This window comes from Corynebacterium minutissimum, from assembly GCF_016889765.1.
GTDB classification, from domain to species: domain Bacteria; phylum Actinomycetota; class Actinomycetes; order Mycobacteriales; family Mycobacteriaceae; genus Corynebacterium; species Corynebacterium minutissimum_B.
The window spans coordinates 216,410-238,006 of the sequence record NZ_CP069533.1; the positions used below are offsets into that span (position 1 = coordinate 216,410).

At 57.7% G+C, this 21,597-nt stretch carries 16 protein-coding genes; 8 read left to right on the forward strand and 8 right to left on the reverse strand.

Translation table 11 applies throughout. The annotated features are described in order from the left end of the window. Window positions 1-45 precede the first annotated feature (45 nt). The 4 genes from I6J26_RS01030 to dut form a co-directional block, all read right to left on the reverse strand. Window positions 46-1,353, reverse strand: a complete 1,308-nt coding sequence (locus I6J26_RS01030; RefSeq protein WP_115022432.1) for a class I SAM-dependent RNA methyltransferase — start codon at window positions 1,351-1,353, stop codon at window positions 46-48. Beyond that, the gene (locus I6J26_RS01035) at window positions 1,346-1,996 is read right to left on the reverse strand and encodes a DUF3159 domain-containing protein (protein WP_115024374.1); all 651 of its coding nucleotides are present in this window, start codon (window positions 1,994-1,996) and stop codon (window positions 1,346-1,348) included. The genes I6J26_RS01030 and I6J26_RS01035 overlap by 8 nt, the downstream gene beginning before the upstream one ends. Window positions 1,997-2,170: 174 nt before the next feature. Next, on the reverse strand, window positions 2,171-3,115 hold the full coding sequence (locus I6J26_RS01040; protein ID WP_115022434.1) for a DUF3710 domain-containing protein: 945 nt from the start codon (window positions 3,113-3,115) through the stop codon (window positions 2,171-2,173). 75 nt (window positions 3,116-3,190) lie between these two features. Then, complete coding sequence (gene dut, locus I6J26_RS01045) at window positions 3,191-3,667, reverse strand: dUTP diphosphatase (RefSeq protein ID WP_115022437.1); 477 nt, start codon at window positions 3,665-3,667, stop codon at window positions 3,191-3,193. A 117-nt stretch (window positions 3,668-3,784) separates the two neighbouring features. Between dut and I6J26_RS01050 the strand changes: the two genes are divergently transcribed. Further along, window positions 3,785-4,315: a DUF3093 domain-containing protein gene (locus I6J26_RS01050; protein WP_115022439.1), complete on the forward strand. Its 531-nt coding sequence runs from the start codon at window positions 3,785-3,787 to the stop codon at window positions 4,313-4,315. Window positions 4,316-4,406: 91 nt separating this feature from the next. On the opposite strand, the gene I6J26_RS01055 is transcribed toward I6J26_RS01050, so the two are convergent. Beyond that, window positions 4,407-4,697: a DUF4193 domain-containing protein gene (locus I6J26_RS01055; protein WP_115022442.1), complete on the reverse strand. Its 291-nt coding sequence runs from the start codon at window positions 4,695-4,697 to the stop codon at window positions 4,407-4,409. Between the two features lie 314 nt (window positions 4,698-5,011). Here I6J26_RS01055 and ppgK point away from each other — a divergent pair, with 314 nt between their 5' ends. The 7 genes from ppgK (at window position 5,012) to I6J26_RS01090 (ending at window position 18,736) form a co-directional block, all read left to right on the forward strand. After that, window positions 5,012-5,797: a polyphosphate--glucose phosphotransferase gene (gene ppgK / locus I6J26_RS01060; protein WP_115024376.1), complete on the forward strand. Its 786-nt coding sequence runs from the start codon at window positions 5,012-5,014 to the stop codon at window positions 5,795-5,797. Window positions 5,798-5,997: 200 nt separating this feature from the next. Then, the gene (locus I6J26_RS01065; RefSeq protein WP_115022445.1) at window positions 5,998-7,494 is read left to right on the forward strand and encodes an RNA polymerase sigma factor; all 1,497 of its coding nucleotides are present in this window, start codon (window positions 5,998-6,000) and stop codon (window positions 7,492-7,494) included. Between the two features lie 240 nt (window positions 7,495-7,734). Then, window positions 7,735-12,681: a DEAD/DEAH box helicase gene (locus I6J26_RS01070; protein WP_115022447.1), complete on the forward strand. Its 4,947-nt coding sequence runs from the start codon at window positions 7,735-7,737 to the stop codon at window positions 12,679-12,681. Between the two features lie 2 nt (window positions 12,682-12,683). Next, window positions 12,684-15,296 (forward strand): AAA family ATPase, encoded by a 2,613-nt coding sequence (locus I6J26_RS01075; protein WP_115022449.1) that lies wholly within the window; start codon window positions 12,684-12,686, stop codon window positions 15,294-15,296. Continuing rightward, complete coding sequence (locus tag I6J26_RS01080) at window positions 15,280-16,446, forward strand: 5-methylcytosine restriction system specificity protein McrC (protein ID WP_115022451.1); 1,167 nt, start codon at window positions 15,280-15,282, stop codon at window positions 16,444-16,446. The genes I6J26_RS01075 and I6J26_RS01080 overlap by 17 nt, the downstream gene beginning before the upstream one ends. 294 nt (window positions 16,447-16,740) lie before the next feature. Beyond that, a complete protein-coding gene (locus I6J26_RS01085; RefSeq protein WP_115022453.1) occupies window positions 16,741-17,742 on the forward strand; it encodes a GIY-YIG nuclease family protein in 1,002 nt (333 codons plus the stop codon). Between the two features lie 70 nt (window positions 17,743-17,812). Next, on the forward strand, window positions 17,813-18,736 hold the full coding sequence (locus I6J26_RS01090; RefSeq protein ID WP_115022455.1) for a YwiC-like family protein: 924 nt from the start codon (window positions 17,813-17,815) through the stop codon (window positions 18,734-18,736). 17 nt (window positions 18,737-18,753) lie between these two features. Here the strand turns inward: I6J26_RS01090 and I6J26_RS01095 are convergent, their stop codons facing one another. The 3 genes from I6J26_RS01095 to I6J26_RS01105 form a co-directional block, all read right to left on the reverse strand. Continuing rightward, window positions 18,754-19,932: an aminotransferase class I/II-fold pyridoxal phosphate-dependent enzyme gene (locus I6J26_RS01095; RefSeq protein ID WP_115022458.1), complete on the reverse strand. Its 1,179-nt coding sequence runs from the start codon at window positions 19,930-19,932 to the stop codon at window positions 18,754-18,756. Further along, window positions 19,929-20,666, reverse strand: a complete 738-nt coding sequence (locus I6J26_RS01100) for a 6-carboxyhexanoate--CoA ligase (RefSeq protein ID WP_239121804.1) — start codon at window positions 20,664-20,666, stop codon at window positions 19,929-19,931. Before I6J26_RS01100 ends, I6J26_RS01095 begins: the two co-directional genes overlap by 4 nt. A 209-nt stretch (window positions 20,667-20,875) precedes the next feature. Then, on the reverse strand, window positions 20,876-21,499 hold the full coding sequence (locus tag I6J26_RS01105; RefSeq protein ID WP_115022460.1) for a hypothetical protein: 624 nt from the start codon (window positions 21,497-21,499) through the stop codon (window positions 20,876-20,878). Window positions 21,500-21,597: the final 98 nt, after the last annotated feature.

Sequence of the window (21,597 nt, forward strand, 5' to 3'; positions counted from 1 at the left end):
TATGTACGTGACACGACAATCATTAGGCAGTGCTTCTCTTCTGTCTTAGGCAGCAGGGACGAGCAGTGCCAAAGTTTCAAAATGATGAGTCCCCGGGAAAGCGTTAACCATGGCTAAACGCTGCAGTCGATAACCGTGCTCCGACCACGCGGCGAGGTCACGGGCAAAGGTTGCAGGGTCGCAACCAACATGCAGCACTTTTCGAGGCTCCGCCACAGCTACTGCAGCGATAACATCAGCACCTGCACCGGTGCGTGGAGGGTCCAGAATCACGCTGACCGGCTTCGGCAGCTGGGCCGCAACCTCCTCGACTGTGGCGGTGCGAAACTCCACATCGATTCCCTTCAGCCCGGGTTGCGCGCCAGAAGCTGCGGGAGAATAGTCAACGGAATACACCGTGGTGTGTCCTCCCTGCGGGGCAGTGACCTCCGCTAGAGCTGGCACGAACAGTCCCACACCTCCATAGAGATCCCACGCCACTAGCTGCGCAACGTCACTACGTACCTCGTCCGACTGGACGCCGTCACCGTTGGCTGGCGCAAGCCACTCGCGCGCGATGCGCGTATAGGTATCAGGCGCTGCGACGTGTGCCTGCCAGAAGGCTGTGGGCGGGAAGCGGAACTCGCGGCCATCCGCTCGCTGGACCACATTCTTCGTCGGGGCCTCGATAACCTCCCGCACGGTTTCGACCCGGCGTCCCCTCGGTGCTTTACGAGATTCCACGACGTGGCGGTTGCCATCGCTGTCCATAACGGCAATGACCTCTGCACCAGGTGTGAAGGTACGGGAATTGGGGCCAACGAGGCCGTCGACCAGCCCCGGTACTAGTTGACTACAGGCCACGTTCGTGATGAGTTCGGTCGAACCACGTTTTCTCGTCCCGGCACGCCCCTGCTTGTCGACGCCCAGCCGTACCCGCGTCCGCCAGCCTCGTTGCGGTTGCAGGTCGATGCTCTCGACCTCGGGGGTGTGTTCAATGCGCGCAACGCGGCGAATTTGGTCAAGCAAGACCTCAACCTTGATTCCCGGTTCCGCGGCTGGGTCCAATTCGGCGAAATCGCAACAACCGGCTCCTTGCTGTGCTGCCGGGCACGAGGACTCCACGCGGCACTCCCCTGGCTCGATTACTGCATCACGTTCTGCCTCTACGAAAGCCTTCTTGACCTTTCGTGCGGTCACGGTGAGACGATCTCCTGGGAAGCCTCCTGCAACGAAGCACACACGGCCATCCGGGGCTGCACCGATGCCTACTCCTCCATGCGCCATCCGCTCGATAGTGATGTCGAAGGACTGCCCCTTTGTGACAGGTTGAGCCGCCTCAGCGGCAGAGGACGTGGCGTCGGGATTAGTCATCGACGGACTCCTTCTCAGTGGTGGCGACTTCAGTAGTAGCGTCCTGAGTAGTAGCGTCCTTGGTGTTTTCTGAAGCTTCGTCCACAGCCGCATTGGCACGGCGCACCATCCAAATAGTGAGCAGGGTGACGACGCCGGTAAGGGGCCAGCCCATGATGATGCGGACAATACCCAGGGTGGTGGTCGCGTCGGCGTCGTACAGCGCGCGTTGCACAGCAAAACGGGCGATGAAAACCACAGCCCAGCCCGCTGTAGCCCATGCATAGGCACGGCGTGCCTTCGGAATCGTACGCCAACTCATGTCATCGCCGTTGAGGCCCTTCCATACCACGCCAACCAACGGCCAGCGCGCGACGATGGATATCATCGCAACGATAAAGAGCACCAACGACATCCAAATTCCGTAAAGGAAATAGCCTTTGGCATCCCCTGTAAACCACGCGATGCCCGCACAAATGCCTACTCCTAGCAGGCCCGATAGGGCCGGCTGAAGCGTTTCCTTGCGCAGGAGGCGCCACACGCTAATGAGCAACGCCACACCCAAGGCAGCGAAGAGAGCCGGCCCCAGGCCCCAGACATTATTCACCGGGATGAGGACGAGTACCGGCAACGTCGCTGAGACTAAGCCAGTAAGGCCGCCCATCTGCTCTAGGAGGGAAGGCTCAGCGTTGGCTTCTGCCGTCGCCGACTCTTCTCCCACTGTGTCCGGCGCAGCGCCATCGTTGTCCAGAGAAGTAGCGGTAGATGTAGCGGCTTCGTGCTTATCCGCGTCAGGATTAGGTGTGGTCACGGTGGTGAGTGGTCCTTGTAGGTACTGTTAGTTCTTGTCCGTGTCATCGAGCTCACGCAGCTGTTCGCGAGCCTGAGCTTCTGCAGGAGTTTCGTTCTCGCGACTGCCGGCGGTGTCCTGGGCGCCGGCGTCTGCGTTGTTGGCCGCTGCCTCTTGTTGGCGCTGCTGTAGAGCCTGCGAAACCTGCTCCGCTAGCTGCTGCGGCAGCATCACGGGCAGGGAGCTACCAGCAAGGATCGGGTCCTCACCGCGGTAGATGAAGGTGCGGGCAACGACTTCGCGGCCGAGCTTAGCCAGCTCCTCTTCTTTCCCCGCTGGGGCTGCCAGCGTGAGGCGGTACATCCAGCGCGGGCCTTCCACACCGATGATGCGGATGCCGCCCTTGTCGCTGGTGCCAACGATTTCCGAACCCCATGGCCCATCCTCCGGGTGGGCAGAAAAGCCATCAGACTCCAAGCCATGAATGATGTCGGCTGCGGACTCCGACCACTGGCCCGAGGTGCGCGGAGCAGCGAAAGCCACCGGAGTCATCCGACCATGCGGGGTGAGGATGTGAAGCATACGGGGGCCGTCCTGCCCCATCTCTACCTGTACCTGGGAACCCTTAGGCAGCGGGATACGCATCGAGCCAAGGTCAAGCAAACCGACAGAGAAATCTTCGAAGTTGAATTCTGCGATATTAACGGTGTCGCCATCGTAGGGGCCCATGTCACCATTGACAGCATCGTGAGCTACGGCCTTAATGCCCCGCGCTGCGGCACTATCGGCACTATCAGCATTATCATTGTCCTCGCTCACAAGGCCTGCTGAGTGCGAAGACTCAGCCGCGGTGTTCTCCGAAGCCTCGATGGGAGCTGCAGCGTCGTTTTCTGCGTGTGCCGGTGCGGCAACACCCGACGCTGCCTCGTCGCGCTCAACAGCGCTCTCTGAGCTGTTCTCTTTGTTCTTCTTGCCAAAGGGCCACAACGCCATTGTCTCTGCCTTTCTGCTAATCGGTGTGGGCACGAACGATGTTCGTTCAGTGTCTACTGGGGATCTACTGGGGTACTAGTTCACGCCGGTGGAACCGTAGCCACCGTCGCCGCGTGCGGTGTCATCAAGCTCCTCGACCTCGTTGAAACCCACCAGCTCCACGCGCTGCACGATGAGCTGCGCAATGCGCATACCGCGCTCAACCTCGAAGGTCTCGGTTGGATCGTGATTAATGAGACATACCTTAATCTCCCCGCGGTAATCTGCATCAATAGTCCCCGGAGTATTGGTGACGGAGATGCCATGCTTGGCAGCCAGACCTGAGCGCGGGTGGACCAATCCCACCGTGCCCAGCGGCAGGGCAATCGCAATACCGGTGCCAACCAGAGCGCGTTCACCGGGGCGCAAGGTGACATCATGTGCGGCATAAAGATCCGCGCCAGCATCGCCTCGATGGGCGCGCTTTGGCAACGGAAGCTCTTTATCAAGGCGCTTTACCTTGACATCACCAAAAGGACTGACCGGATCTACAAGGGGGTGTTGCTCATTCACTCGGCCCAGCCTACCTTGTCCCCTCTACCTAGGTTCCACGTCCCAGGGGTGCTCACGCCCTTCATGCTCCCCTGGGAGGTTAGGCCACTCATCGAATGGTGACTAGAATCGAGGGCCATGACTTCCAGTTCCTCGCCAGCCGAGCAGACCCCTGCTGCTGATTCCCCGGTTGTTCTCTACCGCGAGCGCCAGTGGGTGCCGTGGTACTGGTGGCTAATGGCAGCTTTCGTTGTGGTGATTAGTACAGCAACGGTCAGCCTGAACCGCGGAATTCTATGGGTCATCATTCCCGCTATCTTGCTGTCCGCCATCGCTGTATGGGCGCTGCTGACATGGTCCAACACTGTCGTGCGCGTGGAGCAAGACAGTGACGGCACTAGGTGGCTGACGGTCAAGGAGGCCCAGCTGCCCCACGATGTGGTCGCGCGCAGCACTGCGGTGCCCGCCACCGCACGTCGAAATGCACTCGGCCCGCAGCTGGACCCAGCAGCTTTTATTGTCACGCACGGTTGGGTTCCTGAGCACGTCATGCTCGTCCTCGATGACCCCGAAGACCCCACCCCCTATTGGCTCATTGGTTCAAAGGACCCCGAGAAACTGCTCGCCGCTTTCCTTCCCGACCAGGCCGGGGCGAGCGCGGCCCGCTGAGGGCGTCACAGTGTCTTCAGTACCCACAGTGGCCAACAACGGCTCGCAGTGGCCACAGCCCGCTCAAGGGCGACATGCTTAAGCAACGCTGTTAAGCACAATCCTTGCACACAAGTTCACCGTTCTCTTCGTGATCCAAGCGCTTGTTGGACTGGACAAGAAAACATACCGAACAGGTGAATTCGTCGTCCTTGCGCGGAACAACGGTGACGTTGAGCTCTTCGCCCGTCAGGTCAACTGACGGCGGCTCAAACGCCTCAACAATTTCACCGTCATCATCCATGCCATTGTTATCGTTCTCTGCTGCCTTGAGACCCTCGAGAGAGTCAGCCTCAAGCTCGTCTTCAGCTCGGCGACGCGGTGCGTCATAATCGGTGGCCATAGTATTCGCCCCTGTGTGTCAGATCGATAGGAATGTGTATTTATCGACGGCATCCTAAACCACGCGCGCCTTACTGTCACACTCGCCTCGCCGCGGGGGCACGATTCTGTTCACCCCCGCATCATTCTCCTTGAGCATTTCCCCATTACAGACTCCTTTTTTCGTGGCTTTTTCCGCCTAGAAAAATTACCTTAATCCACCTCACACAGAAGGCACTCCGCCTCTTTCCGGCGCCGCCTATGTCGCCTTTGCCACACCTAGATGGCACCGGAATGCCTGCACATCATGCGGGAGAGTTGCTTAAACTAGACACCATGACTGCGCAACACTCACAGCACCAAGCACCTCACCATGAGGGCCACTCTTTCGGTATCGATGTCGGCGGCTCCGGAATCAAGGGCGCCGAGGTAGATCTCGCTACCGGTGAATTCGTGGGCGACCGCCTCAAGATTGCTACCCCCAAGCCCGCGACTCCGGAGGCCGTTGCTGAGGTTATTGCTCAGATCGTCGCCGAGAAGGGCTGGAACGGCCCCGTTGGCATCACCCTGCCCGCAGTGATCAAAAACCAGGTCGTCCGCAGCGCCGCCAACATTGACAAATCCTGGATCGGTATTAACGCCCAGGAGTTGTTGAGCCAGTTCCTCGATACGCCTTTTACTGTGCTGAACGACGCCGACGCGGCCGGCCTCGCCGAAGTTGCTTACGGTGACGACATAGTCCGCACGGGCCCGGTTATCTTCCTTACTCTCGGCACCGGTATTGGTTCTGCGTTCCTTCTCGACGGCCAACTTTTCCCCAATACCGAAATCGGCCACCTCATCGTGGGAGAGCAAGAAGCAGAGCACCAGGCGTCCTCCGCAGTCAAGGATCGCGAGGCCCTCAAGACCAAACAGTGGGCCAAGCGCGTGAACCGAGTGCTGTATGAATACGAGGCACTGTTTAACCCGTCCGCATTTGTTATCGGCGGTGGCATTTCCCGCAAGTTCGACAAGTGGGGCGAGCATCTGAGCATTGAAACCCCCGTTGTGGCAGCTCAACTACGCAATCGGGCAGGTATCGTCGGCGCTGCCATGGCGGCAAAAGAAGGTATCCGCCCATAATCAGAGGAGCGTTAAACTTTCCTAGTTGACCCCAGTCACCGCCAGTAGGCGAAAATGATCTATACTGGGCTGTCGATTACCCAATATTGAGCGGCGCGCCTCTCCTGCTCATCTCGGAGGCGGGCTAGCATCGGGGACTAGTTGCGATGACTTTGCGATTCCCCATTTTTCCACATAGAGAGCAAGTCGAAAGGGCGTACGTGGCAGCCACTGATTCTTCAGACCAGGTACTCGGTGAAGGCGAGAACACCTCCGAGGCATCTGCACCTGCACAGAAGACCGCCAAGAAGACGGCAAAGAAGACCGCTAAAAAGACGGCAAAGAAAACGGCTAAAAAGACCGCTAAGAAGACTGCGAAGAAAACAGCTAAAAAGACTGCCAAGAAGGCGGCCAAAAAGACGGCTACGAAAACCACTCGCAAGTCCGCTCAGAAGGCTACGAAGAAGACAGCTAAGAAGACCGTCCGGAAGTCGGCAGCCAAGAAGGCGACGTCTCCGGAGGAGAATTCTGAAGCAACCGAGTCTGATGAGGACCTGATCGAGGACCAGACTGACGACTTGGACGCTGACGCAGTCGACGACGCGGACTTGGACTTTGATCCGGATCACGCCGACATCGACGATGATGACGAGTTCGGCGACGAAGATGATCTTGAAGGCGAGGATGCTGACGACGAGGACGAGGACGATGGCTCCTCCGTCTGGGACGAGGACGAGTCTGCTGCCCTGCGTCAGGCCCGTAAGGACGCAGAACTTACTGCGTCTGCTGACTCCGTTCGTGCCTACCTCAAGCAGATCGGTAAGGTCGCACTGCTCAACGCGGAGCAAGAGGTCTCGCTAGCCAAGCGCATTGAGGCAGGCCTCTACGCGCAGTACCGCATGGACGAGATGGAAAAGGCCCGCGCCGAAGGCGATAAGGCCGCCAAGCTCTCCCCCATGGAAAAGCGTGACATGCGGGCTATTGCCCGTGATGGACGCAAGGCAAAGAACCACCTGCTGGAGGCAAACCTCCGACTCGTCGTTTCGCTTGCGAAACGCTACACCGGCCGCGGTATGGCTTTCCTTGACCTCATTCAGGAAGGAAACCTTGGTCTTATCCGCGCCGTGGAGAAGTTTGACTACACCAAGGGCTACAAGTTTTCCACGTACGCCACGTGGTGGATTCGCCAGGCTATTACCCGCGCTATGGCAGACCAGGCCCGCACCATCCGCATTCCAGTGCACATGGTAGAGGTCATCAACAAGCTTGGCCGCATCCAGCGTGAGCTGCTGCAGGACTTGGGCCGTGAGCCCACCCCGCAGGAGCTGGCGAAGGAAATGGACATCACCGAGGAAAAGGTGCTGGAAATCCAGCAGTATGCTCGCGAGCCCATCTCCCTGGACCAGACCATTGGTGATGAGGGCGATTCTCAGCTGGGTGACTTCATTGAGGATTCCGAGGCAGTCATCGCTGTCGACGCCGTATCCTTCACCTTGCTGCAGGACCAGCTTCAGGATGTGCTGACGACTCTCTCCGAGCGTGAGGCTGGCGTGGTTCGCCTGCGCTTTGGTTTGACCGATGGCATGCCGCGCACTTTAGACGAAATCGGCCAAGTCTACGGCGTTACCCGCGAACGTATTCGCCAGATCGAGTCCAAGACCATGTCGAAGCTACGCCACCCATCGCGTTCCCAGGTGCTGCGCGATTACCTCGACTAAGAGGCCAAGCTAGCCAAGGCAAGCGACCAGACGCACACGCTTGCCGACGCCGCCCCTCGCCTCCCCCGTTAGCACTAAGCTGCGGAGGGACGCGATACCGCGCACATCAGGAGTTGAGGTATCAGGATTCTTGATGAAGGAGAAACTCTCAACCTGAAAGATGGTCATTCAGCCAGCTCACTGTACGACATCGCCACCATTTGGAAGTGGAGTACTCATGTGTAGTCCATAATGGACACCATGTCTGCTTTCGGTGAAGTCCTATCCCAGCTCCGTGAAAATCAGCCTCAAGGCTCGTACGGCATTAAGTTCGAGAAATTAATGGTCAATTACTTCCGAACCGATCCCGTCCTCCAAGAGCAGTTCTCGGAAGTCAGCCGCTGGAGCGATTGGGAGTTCAACGGCGGTAAACAAGACACCGGCATCGACCTCGTTGCCCGGCGCGCCGATGACGACGCGTGGGTTGCCATCCAGTGCAAGTTCTACAAGCCGGATACCTATATTCAGAAGCGTCACCTCGATTCCTTCTTTGAGGCATCCGGACACTCGTTTACTACAGACAAGGGCACAGAATCCTTCGCACAGCGGATCATCATTTCCACGTCGGAGCGATGGTCAAAAAATGCTGAGGCGATGCTGGAGCACCAGCTCATCCCAACCAACCGTATCGGCACGGCAGCGATTGCAGAATCCCCTATCGACTGGGATGTGACCTTCCCGGGTTCTGAGATCGAAATTAACCTCACCCGGCGCGAGGTTTTCTCCCCGCGCCCGCACCAGCAAGAAGCGATCTCGAAGGCTATCGCAGGCTTTGAAACACACGACCGTGGAAAGCTCATCATGGCGTGCGGTACGGGAAAGACGTTTACCGCCCTGCGTCTGGCGGAGCGCTTCGCGGAGCTCAACGGCAACAAGGCCCGCGTCCTCTTCCTCGTTCCCTCCATCTCCTTGCTCTCGCAGACGTTAAAAGAATGGACCGCACAGAACCAGGAGCACCTGCCGCTGAAGTCCTACGCAGTCTGTTCGGATACGAAGGTCTCCAAGAAGGCTGAAGACATTGCCTCCTATGACTTGGAGGTTCCGGTCTCTACCAACGGCAAGAACATTGCCGAGCGCACCGCGCAGGGCAAGCGTCGTGCCGGTATCAACGTCATCTTCTCCACGTACCAGTCCATTGAGGCCATTCACGAGGCCCAGGAACTCGGCATGGACGACTTCGATCTCGTCATCTGCGATGAAGCTCACCGCACCACCGGCGTCACCCTCGCCGGGGAGGATGCCTCCAACTTCGTGAAGATTCACGACGAAAAATACATCAAGGCTAGCAAGCGTCTCTACATGACCGCGACTCCCCGCCTGTTCGATGACAATATAAAGGGCAAGGCCGCTGAGCATTCCGCGGAGCTTGCCTCCATGGATGACGAGGCCATCTACGGCCCCGAGTTCTACCGCCTCGGCTTCGGCGAGGCCGTGGACAAGGGTCTACTCACCGACTACAAGGTTCTCGTCATGACCGTCGAGGAAGACATCGCCGCCGACGTCCTCGCTACCAACCCCACCAACGAAATCAACCTCACCACTGCCTCTGCCATGATCGGCGCGTGGAACGGACTCGCGAAGCGTTCGGGTGCCGAGCAAGACACCAAGTCCGGCTTTGAAGCGAACGCCCAACCCATGCGCCGCACCGTCGCCTTCGCCAAGGACATCAAGGCCTCGAAGACCATCCAAGAGACCTTCCCCACGCTCATCCGCCAGTACCAAGAACAGCTCAAGGACCACGCCGCCACCAACGACGTCAGCCTGCTCAACATCGATCTTCAGGTCGCCGTCGAGCACGTCGATGGCACCATGAACGCCCTCGAGCGCGGCAATAAGATCTCGTGGCTTGAGTCCTCCATCCCCGAAGACGAAACCCGCATCCTTACCAACGCCCGCTGTCTCTCCGAAGGCGTGGACGTCCCCGCCCTCGATAGCGTCATCTTTTTCCACCCGCGCAATTCCATGGTCGACGTCGTCCAGTCCGTCGGCCGCGTCATGCGCAAAGCCGAGGGCAAGGACTACGGCTATATCATCCTGCCCGTCGCCATCCCGCCGGGAGTCTCCCCGTCCCAGGCCCTCAATGACAACACGCGCTTCCGCGTCGTCTGGCAGATCCTCAACGCCCTGCGCGCCCACGATGACCGCTTCAACGCTAAGGTCAACTCGATTGCGCTCAACGAGAAAGTTAAGCTGCCCATCGATGTTCAGCCCGTACCAAACTCGAAGCCAAACGACAAGCCTGCCGACGACGATCCGGCCACGGCCAAGAATAGGCTCAATGCTTCCGATACCTCCCCAACCGGCCAGTCCGAAGCTTCCAGCGAGCAGGAACTCACCGCGGAGCAGATGACTCTGTTCTCCCTCGAGGCCTGGCAGGAAGCCATGTACGTCAAGCTGGTCGACAAGGTCGGCACACGTACTTATTGGGAAGACTGGGCTGACGATGTCGCCACGATCGCCGAAGCACAAATCGCTCGCATCAAGGCACTCATCAATGCCGCGGATGACACGATCCGCAAGGAATTCGAGGTCTTCATCGAGGGCCTGCGCGGGAACCTCAACGACTCGATTACCGAGGACGAAGCGATCAGCATGCTCTCGCAGCACCTGATCACCGCCCCGGTGTTCAATGCACTGTTCACCGAGCACGACTTTGCCGCGCACAACCCGGTCGCCCGCGTCATGCAGCGCATGGTCGACGCGCTCTCGGACGCCAAGCTCGAGTCGGAGACCGAGTCTCTGACGAAGTTCTACGAGTCGGTCCGCATCCGCGCCTCCGAGGTCTCCTCCGCTTCCGGCAAGCAGCAAGTGATCAAAGACCTCTACGAACGATTCTTCCGCAAAGCCTTCAAGAAACAGTCCGAGGCCCTCGGCATCGTCTACACCCCGGTCGAAATCGTCGACTTCATCCTGCGCTCCGCGGACCAAATCTCCCGCTGGCACTTCGGCAAGGGCCTTACCGACGAAGGCGTCCACATTCTCGACCCCTTCACCGGCACCGGCACGTTCATGGTCAGACTCCTCCAGTCCGGCCTCATCGAGCCGGAGGACCTCGCCCGCAAGTACGCGACCGAGCTCCACGCCACTGAGATCATGCTGCTCGCCTACTACGTCGCCGCGGTCAACATCGAGACCACCTACAACGCACTCCAGGGCGAACGCGCCCAACGCAATGGCGAACCCGAGCCCGAGTACGTCCCCTTCGACGGCATCGCACTTGCCGATACCTTCCAGATCCACGAAGAAGGCGACATCCTCGACCTCAAGGTCTTCAAGGAAAACAACGCAGCCATCCAACGCCAGATCGATGCACCGATCAATGTCATTATTGGTAATCCTCCCTATTCAAAGGGGCAAACCAGTGCAAATGACAACAACGCGAATCTCAAGTATCCGACTCTTGACAAGCGAATCGAAGAGACTTTTGCAGCGAACTCAAGTGCTCAGCTTAAGAACTCTCTGTACGACTCCTATCTACGTGCATTCCGCTGGTCCATAGACCGACTCGGTACACACGGTGTCATGGCTTTTGTATCCAACGGCGGATGGATCGATGGCAACACCGCTGACGGAGTTCGGTTGTCTCTTGACGATGAACTCAGCGACATTTACGTGTACAACCTTCGTGGTAACCAACGTACAGTCGGCGAACAGTCCCGCAAAGAAGGCGGCAAGGTATTCGGTTCCGGCAGCCGTAATACCGTTGCCATCATTATCGCCGTTAAACGTGAAATCCCCGACGATGTGTGTATCCACTACCGCGATATTGGCGACTACCTCAGTGCCGACGAAAAACTTGCGATTGTTGATCGCTCCACGCTCGATAATGTCGATTGGCAAATTATTGAGCCCAATATTTACGGGGACTGGCTCAATCAGCGCGATGAGGACTTCGAGACGTGGCCTGTTTTAGGCGACAAGAAGTCAGATGAGGTTCCAGCAATCTTCAAAAATTTCTCTGCAGGTTTAAAGACTAACCGTGACAGTTGGGTGTATCGCTTCAGCCAACGTGATCTCGAAACTGATGTACAAGGCTCGATTGAGTTTTTCAATTCTCTCAGTTCAAAAGCTGAGATTGATCCGAAGCGGATCAAGTGGTCTTCGAAGTTAGATTCTCTACTCGTATCCAGGCGCATACTAACGTTTGACCGCACAAGTCTCCGAGAGGTGATGTATCGACCTTTTAACCGGCAGCATTGCTACTTCAACCGAGAACTAAATGACAGGACTGGTCGCCTCCCGTCGATGTTCCCGACACAACAACACCACAACATTGGATACGTAACCACCAGTCCAGGCGATAGCGTGCCACTGGGGACGCTGGCGACGAAGATCATGCCTGATCTTCACACCCTCGCGACTTCACAGTTCTTCTCGCGTTTCACCTGGGAACCTGTGGACGCTGAAGATGGTGGGTTGTTCGGCGAAGGGGCGTCGATAAGCGAAGGCGAGTCCTCGATGTATGGGCAGGTCGGTGAGGTCGTTGCGGGGTATGTGCGCAAGGACAACATCACCGATGAGATCAAGGCGCTCTACCGCGACGCCCTGGGGGCGGATGTCACTTCTGACGATATCTTCCACTTTGTCTACGGCAAGCTGCACGACCCGAACTATCGGGAGATATACGCGGGGGATTTGAAGAAGATGCTGCCGCATATCGAAACGCCGACGTCGCGGGCGCGGTTCGACCAGCTGGCTGCCGCCGGCCGGGAGCTCATGGATCTGCATGTGAACTACGAGGACGTGGAGCCGTGGCCGGTCACGGTGGATGTGAAGGCATCGGCGGACGAGAACGACCGCGAAACATGGCGCGTGCAGAAGATGAAGTGGGCGAAGAAGAAGAAGGACTCGAAGACGGGTAAGAACGTCAACGACGTTACAACTCTCATTTACAACAAGTCCGTGACCGTGCGCGATATCCCGGCGGAGGCGGACGAGTATATGCTCGGCTCACGGTCTGCGCTGGCGTGGATTATTGACCGGTACCAAGTGAAGAAGGACAAGGCATCGGGAATCGTCAACGACCCCAACGACTGGGCTGACGAGGTGGGAAATCCGCGGTACATCGTGGACCTCATCGCGAAGGTCATGCGCGTGGCGGTGGAGACGGTGCGGATTGTTGAAAGTATTCGAGAGGATGATGAGTAGAGATGAGCTCACAGATTTATAACTGGCAGTCCATGTTGCCGGTGGTCCTCGAGGTCGCCGCGGATGGAAAGCCACACCACCGCAGCGAATACAAAGAAGCCGTTCGCCTCGTCTCCGAAAGAGATTTTGGAGACGAAGCGTACCGCAAGTTAGCAACTAAGCTCGCGTACGAAGATCGCGCTGGATGGGCCATTTGGGAGCTTCGGCGTTCCGGGTTACTGTCCAGCAATGATCGTGGCGTCACTCAAATCACCCCCGAAGGCATCGAGTGGCTCAAGGACAATCCCTACCCGCTGAGCCGCGAACAACAGCGAGAGTTTGTGAAGCTACGTGACCGTGTTCTCGAAGCGAAGGGGACGATCGAAAAATCCTCGTCTGATGACGATGCCGACGAGCCCGAAACAAGCGATGATTACGTCTGGGTTCTCCGCGCTGGCAAAGATGGCGTACGTGAGAAGCGTGCCCTTCAAGAAAACCTCGGTCTACCGGGCTTGTACTACAGCGAAGAGGTAGAAAATGCCGAGACCCTTGACGAGATCAAAAAGGCCATGCGGGCCACCTATCCCGAGTGGAAGCGCGGCCAGATCAATACCCAGGCAGGGCAACTTTACCGCTTCCGCACGAAGCTCCAAGTGGGCGACATCGTTCTTATGCCGAGCAACCATGTCCATGGTGCGGTGTACCACGGTACGGTCACTGGTCCTGTCACCATTGACCGCAGCGAACCTGACGTCGAGGCTCATCTTCGCGTTCCGATCGAGTGGAGTGACGAACCATTCCGCCGCGATGAATTAGGAATCGATCTGCGTCGCTCCATCACCAGCTTGCTGACGATCTCGCAGGTGAAAAGGAACAACGCACACGAGCGCTTTTTGTCGGTCATCGACGGTTCTGGGGACCCGGACTTCAACGTGCAGGATTTCTCCCCAGCAGAGTCGTTTACGCTCGACTGGATTAGCTTCAATCGCGAATTCGCAGAGCGACTTCTGTCTTATCGTCATGATCGCACAGCGCTGCTGGATACACTTCGTGAGGCTGCACGGCTATCGGAGCGCCCATCGCTGTTCAATATGCTGTGGGAATGGTCAACTGAAAACGGTAAAGAGGAGGCCACGGATATCGATCCGTTCACGGTCTATGCCCTCATCAACCGCTCACTCACGATGTCCAACAAGGAAGCTATCTATCGAGGGCTCAAGGAAGCGTTCGATATCAGCGCCGAGGTTCCCTCCTCCGTGGACGGACTGCCCGTGCGCAATAACTTGTCAGCGCGCTTTGAATCGAAAAACAGCGACCCCGGCAATACTTCCTTCTACGACGACATTTGGGAGCTCTTCGAGGCGGCGCTTCGCTTCAACCCGCGCGAAAAGCACGGGCACTCCCGTGGTGACTTCATCAACGCTTACGACACGGCGGTCAAAGACCGCTCGCAGGTTGCATACACCATGGGGTTGTTCTGGATTCGCCCTGAAACATTCATGGCGCTCGATCGACGCAACGCCGACTTTCTCAAGTCCGAAGATGGGATGGGGATCGACATAATCGGTACCGTCACGGATGGCGCGTCCTATCTCGCCGCGCTGTCCGATGTCTCCGACTGGCTAGCGGATTCAACCATCGATCCGCCGACATTTGCTGGTTTATCGGCCACTGCATTCCAATTTGCTCAAACTGAAGAGGAAACTCCGGCCGAATCAGAACCCGAGGAGCTCGCGGAGGGCGCCCAAGAAACATACTCCGTGCAAAATATTCTCAATGCTGGATGCTTCCTCAACCGAAAACAGTTGGAAACCATTCTCCGACGCTGGCGTGAGAAGAAGAACCTCATTCTGCAAGGCCCACCAGGAACCGGCAAGACGTGGCTTGGTCGCAAGCTCGCTTACGCCATGCTCGAGGATTCCTCGGATGAGACGATTACTGCGGTGCAGTTCCACCCATCGACTTCTTATGAGGACTTCATCGAAGGGTTCCGCCCTGCCAGTGACGGCCACCTCCGACTTCAGCCGGGCCCATTCCTTAAGGCTGTGAGAGCCGCCAGTGACGACGAGGGTCGTAAGCACTTCATCATTATCGAGGAGATCAACCGCGGCAACCCCGCGCAGATCTTTGGCGAAATGCTCACGCTACTTGAGGCAGACAAGCGCAACTCTGAAAACGCACTGACCACGATTTACTCGCCTGACAGTGAACCCATTTACTTGCCAGAGAACCTCTACGTCATCGGCACGATGAACCAAGCGGATCGCTCACTCGCGATGGTCGACATGGCTCTGCGCCGACGCTTCGCATTCGTCGACCTCCAGCCACAGTTCAATGAACGATGGCTCCATTTCTGTTCTACTGAATGTGGATACGACCGCGAGACACTCGCGACCATCGGTATGAAGCTCGCGGCGCTCAACGACCGTATTGCTAACGACGTGAACCTGGGGCGCGACTACGGGGTAGGCCATAGCTTCGTGACGCCACGAAAGTCGTCGAAGCCTTTGAGTGAAGACGAGACGCGCAAGTGGTTCGACGCGATTATCGACACCGATCTAGCTCCGCTGCTGCGCGAATACTGGTACGACCAGCCTGAGGTCTTGGAGGAAGCACTTCGTGAACTTCGAGCCTGAGACTTCTGCAGAGTCCATCAGCAAGCACGTGCCGATGCGCAGCGTATGGCTGCTGCAGCTTTATGCTTCTGAGGCATACCGACGTGGGGTCATCACCGACGCCGCGGTCGATGCTGCAGATGCTGAGTTGCCGGTCTTGCTCACCACCATGCTGTGTGAGGCAGTCGAGCGTCGTCTCACCCGAGAGCTCAGCGTCGGATTCAGCCGTCGTGCCGCAACCCTCCACCGCGTGCGCGGCAAGATCGACGTCTACGCCACACAGCGACACAGGCTGCTCGACAAGGGACAGATTCGGTGTGAGTTTAACGAGCTGACCAGCGACCACCCCGTCAACCGTTACCTACTTCGGGCCGTGCGTTACGCAGAAAAGCTCATCCAACAGCTGGATCCCACGATGGCGACACGGTGTCGTCGCCTGGCGCGTTCCTTCGAAGCAGTCGGGGTGCCGTTTGTTTCGTCGGCGTCAGAACCCACCGGCCGACTCTCCCCAGCCGATGTCCACCCCACGGCCGTAGCTTCGTTGCTGCTCAATCTCTTTGTTCCGCGTTCCGGCCTGGGTCCGCACGCATTCGCCCGCGCAGAGGTCACCGAAACATACTTGCGTGCGCTCTTCGAGCGGGCGCTGCTCGGAATCTACCGCTACCACCTCACGCCCGTGGGATGGACAGTGAGTGGAGCCCGGTATATGAACTGGCCTCTCAATTCACCGACACAAGCACAACTTCCGCGAATGCTCACGGACATCATGCTCACTGCACCAGATGGCACCGAAGTCATCGTCGACGCCAAGTTCGCATCTATGGCAACGAGCAACCGCACGAACACTGGATACACTCTCAAGTCTGGGCACCTCTATCAAATCCAGTCTTACGTGCTTGCACACACAGCAGCACTTGCTGAGACAGGAGAAGTCCGGCCGGTCGCAGGCGCGATGGTTTATGCAGCTCTGGGGGCACCGACAGCAGCTTTTGACCGGCGTCAACATTTTCGTATTCATGGCCACGATTTTGCGTTTACGGCTCTAGACCTGAGTGGTCGCGCAAGCACGGTGCGGGACGGAGCGCTTGCTGCGCTTGGAGTAGAAGTCCCCATAGCATCGGCAGCTCACGCCGCGCTTTATGCTGTGAGCCCAGCTGAACCTACTTCTTAAACCCAGCGCAGTGCGTCGCGATGTCAGGTCCGAGAATTTTCCATAGCATTCGTAGCGGGCAGGCTGCCATCTCCGAGTGCCGAGAGCGCGGGGCGACTTCGTCGACGGTGCGGCCGTCGCCGCGCCCCGCAAAGACCTGCCGAATCAGCTCCGACAGACGAATCTGTTCGGGTCCTGCGATCGTGCGATTAACTTCGCTGGGACGATTCAGTCAACCGATCTATCGGCAATAGAATTATTTAAGGAAGAACTCTGTAACAACAGCTTCCGAATTTACGCGTAAAGAGGCTTTCTATGACCATCAATTTAGCTTTTCAGCGCTGGGAGATTGATTCCGCGGCTTCGCTGGCACCGTTGTTTGGAAGGTCGTGTCAGCGTGGGATTTACATTATCGAGTTCGCTAATGGTGAACGTTATGTGGGCAAAACGATTCACATGCCTACGCGGTTTCGTACTCATGCTCATGGCTCCAAGCATCATCCAGCATGGCCGGATATCGCGGCGGTGCAATTCGCTCAGGTACAGGAAGAACCCTTGGACCCGCTTGAACAGGAGACGATCAGAGCCCAAATCCACGCGGGGTACGAGCTGCGCAACCGAACATTCAACCTGGGATCGCAGACTCCGGCGCCGCTTGACTATGAGTTCAGTGTCGAGGAACAGCATCACTGGATTCAGCGCACCGGGTACCGCGATTCCTTCGACTTCAGTGCTGTTCAGCTTCCACAGCGTTTTCGCCGTACAAAGGTCGAAAAGGTCGCTGACCGCAGAGCTTTTGAGGCCATACTGACTGACTTGGCTTTTGCTCTCACCGAGATTGTGCCACTCGCACCGGAGACGGAACTGAAGTACTGGACGTTGAGCGACCTGCCATCGACAAACTCCAATTCGCGCTACTGCGCGCTAAATACTGGCGTTATCGAATCCCTCGTGCTGTTGAAGCCAGACCGCCGCGGCGAGCACATTCGCAATGAGTTCGAAGACGGTTTCGGCTACATCAATACGTTCACTGACGTGCTGGATTTTCAGCAACACAGTAGTGACGTAGTGAAGTACACCGATAGTTCCTTCCCCATGGTGTTGATGCGCCACGAGTACAACCTTGTTGAAACTGTCGGTGTTTACTACCCGCTTGGGAAGCTAGCAGACATTATGCGAGCTGAGCCTGAGCTCCTCGAGGCAGCAAGAGCATTCGCCATCGAGAACATGCGTCATCGCAATGGCGGATTGTTTCGCCGTTTCCACAGCAAGGCCCTAACGAACAAGGTGTACCGCCAGATCAAAGTCGGGCAATAAGATTCACACACAGCCAATGGTGCTATATTCGCCCTATCATCCAAAAGTTTGATATGGCGAAAGGGTTCCTGTGTCCCCAAAGCACGGCATTACTCCGTGGCGTCCCAACCAACATGGCGCGTGGGCGATGCTCATCGCACCAGCCGTGGCAGTAACCGTGCCAGCGCTGCACCACTTCGCTAACGCAGCTTCCGCTTCTTCCTTCGGCTCCACGCTCAGCTCCTCAGCCAGTCCAGGCTGGCGTGCGGCGCTGACCGTATTCACAATCCTCATCGCATGGTTCTTCGGATACTTCTGTTTCTTTGCGCTGTCCCTAGTGGCCAAGGCCCGCACACCTCAGCGGCGTCGCTGTTACACCAAGCCGCTTTATGTTTATGGGCCAATCGCCGGCCTGGCAATGCTGGCCGCACTCTTCCTACAGCCAGCCTTGGTTGTTTGGGCGCTGTTCTTTACGCCCCTCATGACCATCGCACTCTGGGAGACCTTCCATGGCCGGCCGCGTTCAATGGCGAGTGGCATTGCCACGACGGTGGCCTCCGCTCTTCTAGTTCCCGTCATCACGATGGCGACTTATGCGACCAGCTTCAGCAACATCGATAACAGGGCTTGGCTCAGCTTTGCCTTCCTAGCGCTGTATTTCTCTGGCACGGTCCCACTGGTGAAGTCCATGGTGCGTGAGCGGAAGACACCAGGCTTTACACAGTTCTCCATCCTCTTCCACGCCGCCTGCGCCATCGCTTTTGCCGCAATAGTCGTAGCGCTGCTAACCAAAGAGTTTCTCAACATCTTTAGCGCCAGCGGGTTTAGCGCCTCCGGCCATCACATCATCTGGCAGGCAGGTCTCATGGAACTCGTGCTCATCGTGGCAGCCCTTCGCGCCTGGTGGATTCCCTTCACCGCCGCGCATGGTCAGACTTGGACTGCAAAGCGCATCGGCATGTGGGAGATTCCGCTCGTTGTGGCTGCGGCGCTCATTGTGATGGTCACTTTGTAGTGAGCGCCGCGGTCTCGTTATTGAGGCGCGGGGCCTACGGCATCGACAATGAGCGCAATATCATCCTCGGAGTAGTCGGCATGAGCCGTAAGTCTTAGCAAAGCTTGTCCGAGCGGTACCGAAGGATAGCGGATCGGAGAAACAATGACTCCCCTTTCAGCTGCCTGTGCCGCACGCTCCATAGCTGCGTCCTCAGCACCTACTGGCAAGACGATGATAGGTGCAGGCGAGTCCACCACTTTCCATCCGTTCGCCCGCAGACGCTGCCGAAGGTTGTGCACGACGCGGGCAAGCCGTGGCGCATGCAAAGGAACAAGAGCTAACGCCGCGCTGATGGTGGCTGCCTGCGATGGTGGCATGGACGTTGAGAAGATATAGCTGCGGCAGCGTTGGCGGCATAGCTCGATAAGTGGCTCACTGCCCGCGACGAAAGCGCCCGCCACACCTAGGGCTTTGCTCGCGGTACCGATATAGATATCCGGCAAGGGCAAATCGAAATCCTCACAAACACCGCGTCCATTTCTGCCAAGTGTGCCGATCCCATGCGCGTCATCGATCATCAACCAGGCGTTGTAATCCTGAGCAAGTTCCTGAAGCGCATGGAGATTCGCAAGCTCGCCGGACATGGAAAATACGCCGTCACTGACAATCAATCGGCGATCCGATGCATCGGCAGCAAGCTGCTCTTCTAAGGTTTTCACGTCGAGGTGCGGATAAACAGATGACCGGACCCCTTGGTAGCTCGACTTGGCCAGCCGAATGCCGTCGATGATGCTCGCATGATTATCAGCATCAGAGAAAATAGAAAGTCTCTCGCCACAATCTCGCGCAGCTGCAGCAAGCGCAGGGATTACTCCCATGTTGGCGTGGTAACCCGAACCAAACACGAGCGCTGCCGGCGCACCGACAAACCCAGCCAGATCACGCTCGAGCGCGACGTGATAGTTACTCGTACCCGTAGTCAGACGCGATCCTCCTGAGCCCACCCCGGCGCGCAGCGTTACTTCGTGGGCCGCGTCGGCAAGCGCGCGATTCGCCCCGAGCCCCAGGTAATCAGACGATCCCGCAAGCAACGCTTCACGCCCATCGACCACGGTGCGCGGGCTTTGACTACCGCTAATGACCCTTTCAGTTCTTTCCAGACCACGCTCACGCCACGAAGCATTAGAACTGCATGCCCACTCTTCCAGGCTCATTGCCAAGAACCTTCCACGAGGACAGGCTTTTCACGCAGCCACTGCTCTGTCGCCGGAAGTGCACTAAGTGCGCCTGAATAGAACAAGACACGTCCGCCTTGCTTCCCGCCTTCAACCTTAACGTTGCGCAAAGCCGTATAGGAACCTTCGACCGCAACATAACCCGTGGTGTAGCTCGGGTCATCAGAAATACAGACTTCCGCGACAATGCCCGGCGCAGCAAGAGCCTTGGATGCTAAAGCAACGGCATCAGCCCGATGGTTCTTCGACTCGGCGCAAAGGAAATCAGACCAATCAAATGTTTCCACCCGAACGCCTCGTTGCTCGTGAGTGTCTAGACGCTCACCGGTTTCCGCGCAGACGATGCTCGCACCGCGCATATCGCGGGTGCGGTACAGAAGCTCGATACCTCGGCGGGCTGCGCTCTCGGAAACTCGGTTGTCCTTAGCGAGCACGGCTATCATCGCTGTTTGTGCAGACTCCGGGGTCTCGCAGTCCCGTGTACTAACCTTCAAGGCACTGACATGAGCAATGTCGCTTGCTGCAACCGCCCTCGTAGCAATGTTGATGGAATCCGGCACGCCCTTCTCGTGCCGCAACGCCCGAGTTGCAAGCTCTGAGCTCACGCGAGGAACAAGGTGCGGTTCTACGATGCGTTCTGCACCCGAGATATGCCTACCTTCAAGGCTTGCACGCATCTTGATACTCATCAGCACAGTCGAAGTTTCTGCCATGCAGGTATCGTAGCCCAGCATCTTGAACACCGTTCAATAATTATCGAAACAGGGCTAATCCTCTCTCCTGGCTCCGCTCGAAAACGCACTTACCGATGCCAAGTGACAGTGCGACTTCCACGAGACATTAAGAACCCCCACGCGCCTTCCAACCACGTATGTGGTCGGGGCTCGTGGGGGTTACTTAGTGCGGTGTGTGGGTATTTCCCCTACTGCTGTGGTGCGGTGCCCAGGGTGTCCTCCATGCAGGCCTGCTGCTGGGCAGGGTCCTGCAGCTCCAGGCACTTATCGGCGCCAGTGTCGCCGAGGACCTTCACGCCGAGGGCCATGACGGCGATGGTGCCAACAAGAGCCAGGATGGAAGTAACCAGGCCGACGATGGACATCCAGGTGCGGCGCAGCTCCTTCGGGCGCTTGCCGCCAACGACCAGCGCGATGATGGAGACGATGATGCCGATTGGGCCAAGCAGGAGCGGCGGAACAATCAGCAGCAGGGACAGCAGCGCGATGATGCCGATGACCATCGCCCAGATAGCAACGGCGTTCTTCTTTGCCGGCTGGTTGTTGGCACCAGCGTAGGCCGGGTAGCCGGCGCCAGCGGCGGTTGCGTCCGTGCCGTAAGCATCGTGGGAGGCGTGGTCGTGAGCGGTGTGGTCGTTCAGGCCATCGTGGTTGTTTGCGGCGTCGACGTCGTGGGCGTGCTCCTCGTTGGCCTTGGAGGTTGCCTCACTATAGGAGGGCAGCTTGCTGGTGCTGTCGCTACTAAATGGGTTCTTTGCGTTGTCCGGGTTTTCTGCGTTGTACGGGTTCTCTGAGCTGTTCGGGGTGGTCATATGGTTGGCCTCCTTGGGGCAGCCCTAATAGCGTGCTCTTCATCAAATACGTGCGTTTAATAACTTATGCGTTTGCAATAGCTTCCGGCCACGTTACT